General features: G+C 51.4%; 4 protein-coding genes. All 4 read left to right on the top strand.

All coding sequences use genetic code 11. From position 1 onward, the window contains the following. A partial coding sequence (locus tag B2590_RS05455) for an SCO family protein (protein ID WP_286847886.1) occupies window positions 1-527 on the top strand: 527 nt, incomplete at its 5' end. 56 nt (window positions 528-583) lie between these two features. Continuing rightward, a complete protein-coding gene (locus B2590_RS05460; protein ID WP_286847888.1) occupies window positions 584-1,201 on the top strand; it encodes a TlpA family protein disulfide reductase in 618 nt (205 codons plus the stop codon). Window positions 1,202-1,205: 4 nt separating this feature from the next. Further along, complete coding sequence (locus B2590_RS05465; RefSeq protein ID WP_286847890.1) at window positions 1,206-1,961, top strand: helix-turn-helix domain-containing protein; 756 nt, start codon at window positions 1,206-1,208, stop codon at window positions 1,959-1,961. Between the two features lie 73 nt (window positions 1,962-2,034). Further along, window positions 2,035-2,895 (top strand): sterol desaturase family protein, encoded by an 861-nt coding sequence (locus B2590_RS05470; protein ID WP_286847892.1) that lies wholly within the window; start codon window positions 2,035-2,037, stop codon window positions 2,893-2,895. The last annotated feature ends 169 nt before the right edge of the window (window positions 2,896-3,064 follow it).

Raw genomic sequence — 3,064 nt, forward strand, 5'->3', positions numbered from 1 at the left:
CCCTTGCCGACTTAAACGGCAAAACCGTTGTGCTTAACTTTCTCTACACGCGCTGTACCGAGGCCTGCCCTTTGCATATGAACCTGATCCGGCAGTTGCAAACCGGGGTTGAAGAAGAAGGACTGAGTGAAGAGGTGGTGTTCATCACCATTGCCACGGACCGGGAAGATGTTGCAGGCACCCGGAGAAACATGCGTGCCTACGGCGAGAATTTCGATCTGAATCCCCGCAACTGGCACTTCCTCTACCGAGCCAGGACGGAACCACCTGAACTGACGCCCGAACTTGCCAAAGCGTACGGCGTTCAGTTCAGGGATACGGGTGAGGGTGTACAGGTCCATGGTGTGGTAACCCACGTGATTGACCCGGAAGGGCAGATGCGGGCTCGGTTCCATGGATTGAAATTCAAGCCTGAACATCTGGTGACCTACCTGAAAGCCATTGCCAAAGGCCCCAACGCGGCAGCCGATGATGGGTTCTGGAGCCGGCTGCATGGCCGTATTGAAGCGTTGTTACAGAGCGAGTAACGCGTGGGGCGCCATGTAGGCAGCAAACCGACCACTGTAATCAGGAGAAATGTCCAATGAGTCAACAGCGCATATCTGCCGCCCGGGGAATCGCCGTAGTCCTTTTCGCGCTTGCTATTTCCATGACCGCCCCAGTTATGGCTGCAGGGAAGGTTCCGAAGTCGGTGGGGCCCCAGGGTTTCCTGATCTGGGAGTCCCCTCGCACTCTGCCCGAGCTGGCTTTTGAAGACGAAGACGGCAGGCCGCTGACACTGGCTGACTTTAAGGGTAAGGCGATTTTGCTCAATATCTGGGCCACCTGGTGCCTGCCTTGCCGTGAGGAAATGCCGACGCTTGACTCACTCCAGGCTCAACTGGGCGGCGAGCAATTTGAAGTGGTCGCGCTGTCCGTTGACCACGCAGGCATCAGCGTTGTTGAAAAATTCTATCAGGAAACAAGCATTCAGCATCTTCGCCAGTATATTGATCCGTCCACACTGGCGACCTCAACACTGGGCATAGAAGGTGTTCCTACAACGCTGCTGATTGATCACGACGGTCGCGAAATTGGCCGTCTGGTCGGTGCCGCGGAATGGGACAGCCCGGCCATGGTGGATTTGATGACCCGCACCATTGACGAGGCTTGGAACTGGCCGAGGGTCACTCCGACTGAAAGTCTGTCTTTGCAGAGATGAGGCAATGACCAAAACAAAGACTTTATTGAACCCATGGCTTGGCTCCGTAGCGATAAAGCCAGGCATGGGTGCCTTCCATGGAGAGTCGGGAGACAATAAGCCCCACAGGCATTGGGCTCATCAAATCGTGATCGGTTTAGACGCAAGCGTTGAAGTCATGTCCGGTGAAACACGGTGCGAGGGAAGGGGGTTATGGATACCAGCTGGAGTTACTCATCAATTAAAACTGTCCAGGGTACTGTGTATTTACATCGATCCAAACCTTGATGTCTGCAATGCTCTACTGCCTTACATCAAAAATCCGTCGAAGCGATCCATCCGGGCACTCGATGAGGATTTCATTTCGGAGTGCTTGTCTCGCTTTACTGGCACCGAAAATCTGTTAATTGCACTGAAAGCTTTCGAGCGACAATACCGGGGTAGTAAGCCATCTGGTCCGAACAGCAGGTTGAGCGACGTTTTAGAAGCATTGAATGCCGAAGCATCGGGGGGGCGATCAGTCTCACGAGCCGAGTTGGCAAAAATGGTTTGCCTTTCTCCAAGCCATTTTTCCCACTGGTTTACCGAATGTACCGGTTTACCTTTGCGCAGCTATAGAAAGTGGTTAAAGCTACTAACCGGGTTTGAGTTATCGCGCGAGATGTCACTTACTGATGCAGCAATTGCTTCGGGATTTTCTGATCAAGCCCATTTCTGCAGGTCTGTTACTGAGGCATTTGGCGTTTCCCCAACGGTTATTCAACGGCTTTTATCCGAATAATCAGCTCTTTCGTTCAATTTGGCTGCGTGCATCCATGAGATGCTGAACGCTCTAGTTAGCGAGGGCTGTTGGAATGATCCGTAACGTAATGTGGTTGGTTAGGCTTTTGTATTTGCCGTTGTTTTTGCTCGTGGGTAATGGTGTTGCTGTCTATCTCGTTGCCGAAGGCTTCAACGCCGGTTGGCTGGGGTTTTTGATCCTGGTGTTTATAGGGATTTCTTTCGCCACTGAAAGACTTATCCCCTATGATCGGGCGTTTAATGAGCCTCAACAGGATCAGCGGCGCGATGTGCTCCATGCACTCATGAACGAGTCGCTTAATGTTATTGGCATAGCTGTACTCCCATTAATTGCAGGATTGCTCGTTTTGGCACCGATCTGGCCTTCCAGCTGGCCACTGGTTTTCCAATTGCTGTTGGCAATCCTTATTTCTGATATTGGTATCACCCTGGCGCATTTTGCCAGTCATCGCCTTCGGTTGCTGTGGCGCCTACATGCCATTCATCACAGCGTAAAACGGTTGTACGGCTTTAATGGGCTTATGAAACATCCACTGCATCAATTTATAGAAACAGTTGCCGGAACGACACCATTGCTCATTATAGGAGTACCGCAGAATGTCCTGATGTTGTTGGTGGTTGCAGTTGTACTCCAGTTGCTACTGCAACACTCGAATGTAGCGTATTTTACCGGACCGCTGAAAAAGGTTCTCGCAATCAACTCCGTGCATCGTTTCCATCATTTGAATACGGCAAAAGAGGGTGATGTGAACTTCGGGCTTTTTACCACCTTGACTGATCGCTTTTTAGGCACGGCTTACTTCGATTCCGAGCGAACGATCGGCACTAAGGATCTCGGTATTGCTTCAGAGCCGAATTACCCAACGAACTACTGGCAACAGTTGATGCAGCCTTTTCAACGAAACAGGAGATGATGAGGTGCTTGCTCCATCTGCCGACTACTCAGGCTCCGTGTTGTCGAAAAGATCTGCCAGGAAGCGGATTTTCAACATCTGCGCAAGTATATTGATTCGCCCACACTGGTTACCCCAATACTTGGCATAAATGCCTCAGGCTACTGCTGCATGCTTCCTTCGCTGAGCC

Origin of the sequence: Marinobacter sp. UBA3604 (assembly GCF_002375325.1) — a bacterium.
GTDB lineage: Bacteria > Pseudomonadota > Gammaproteobacteria > Pseudomonadales > Oleiphilaceae > Marinobacter > Marinobacter salarius.

Excerpts from the sequence above, each read along its gene's own strand:
- B2590_RS05465 (WP_286847890.1), top strand. The coding sequence starts at position 1,206 with ATGACCAAAACAAAGACTTTATTGAACCCATGGCTTGGCTCCGTAGCG.
- B2590_RS05470 (WP_286847892.1), top strand. The coding sequence starts at position 2,035 with ATGATCCGTAACGTAATGTGGTTGGTTAGGCTTTTGTATTTGCCGTTG.
- B2590_RS05460 (WP_286847888.1), top strand. The coding sequence starts at position 584 with ATGAGTCAACAGCGCATATCTGCCGCCCGGGGAATCGCCGTAGTCCTT.